The 1,334-nt window shown below is 59.7% G+C and carries 1 protein-coding gene; it reads right to left on the reverse strand.

What is annotated here, in order from left to right; all coding sequences use genetic code 11:
- Positions 1-472: 472 nt before the first annotated feature.
- Entirely contained in the window at positions 473-1,114 is a 642-nt protein-coding gene (locus P3T23_RS47695) for a hypothetical protein (RefSeq protein WP_429322956.1), read from the reverse strand.
- Positions 1,115-1,334: the final 220 nt, after the last annotated feature.

The raw sequence follows: 1,334 nt of genomic DNA on the forward strand, positions 1-1,334 counted from the left end.
CCGCCCGTGGACAACCCGCGACTCATCGCTCAATGGAGGCTAAACCGCACATCGATCGCAACTGCAAATCTGTCCGTCGAAGCGGGTCAACCTCATTCTGCCGTGGAGTCCTGACAAACTGGCAGCCAGGTTACGGATGCACGCATTACCTGGCTCGGAATATGTTGTGCTGCAAGAAAAGCGAAGCGACGGGTTTACGTTTCACGTTTTCTGTCGACCGGAAGGTCGATGATCCACGAACTTCTACGGCTGAACTGTGGAAAGGGAGGGAGCCATGTCGACCTGGTTTGGACGTGTTCGGGTATCGGTTTCATCGATGACAGGGGCGCGCGCCTTTGTGCGGCGTGCTTCGGCTCTCTGTGCTGCGGTGCTGATCGCCGCTGCGTGCACACAGCCCTGGCAACAATTCCAGGCTGGCGAGCTTCTGACACTTCGGAACGATTCGGCGCAGGATCGCCCCGGGGTGAAAGCGCTAGCCACCCAGCGCTTTCACCATCAGGATCAGGGCGACACCGAGTGCTGCCATCGCAAGCCCGGTGTAAACGGGCTTTAGATACCCTGCATATCGTCCGAGCGCGAAGCCCAGGGTGAACAGCATGCCGACAGCGATGACACGTGATACCTGCATGGCGAGCCGTGTATCGCTCATCATCAGGAACGGCAATGCCACGGGGAAAGTGGCAATGACGACAAGCAGGAATATGCCGAAGGCCTCGAGAAAGTCTCTCGCTTCGAGGGTGCGACGACCTCCGGGATGCAGACCATGTATTCGCCGGCGCATGCCTTCAATCTCTTCCTCGCCGGCTATCGCGCGCACATGCTCGGGCAATGACGCCTCGATGATGCGGCGCGCGGCGTCGCTGTCTGAGCGCAGGACCTCAGAGCCCATGCGTCTGAGGTGCGTTCGTTCCGTTGCCGTGCGTAACAGGTACATCACGGCATCCACGAGGCCCCAGGCGATATTGCAGCCCAACGCCGCAATGGTCGCCGCGCGGCCAGGGTTCTCTGCACCGGACGCGATCGACGCGGAGCCCACGATCGTGACGGCCATGATCAAACCAAACAGGATCTCGGAAACCCGATCGATTGGATCGAGCAAAGGTTCGCGCTTCATGGATACTCCTCACCTTGTCCTGTCAAGCAGCCCGGAATCTCCGTTATACGGCGTGCGACGGGATACCGATTCGTCGAGCCAGCCTGTGTAATGTTCACCGCACACAAATGCATATCCGGACATAGTCGGGCCGCCGCGACCCACTGACCATCGGTCTAAAGTCCTATTGCCGGGTGCTTGCGAGACGCCGATAGTGGGCGGAAGGGCGCAATTCCGCAGC

Source organism: Paraburkholderia sp. GAS448, assembly GCF_050435685.1.
Taxonomy (GTDB): Bacteria; Pseudomonadota; Gammaproteobacteria; order Burkholderiales; family Burkholderiaceae; genus Paraburkholderia.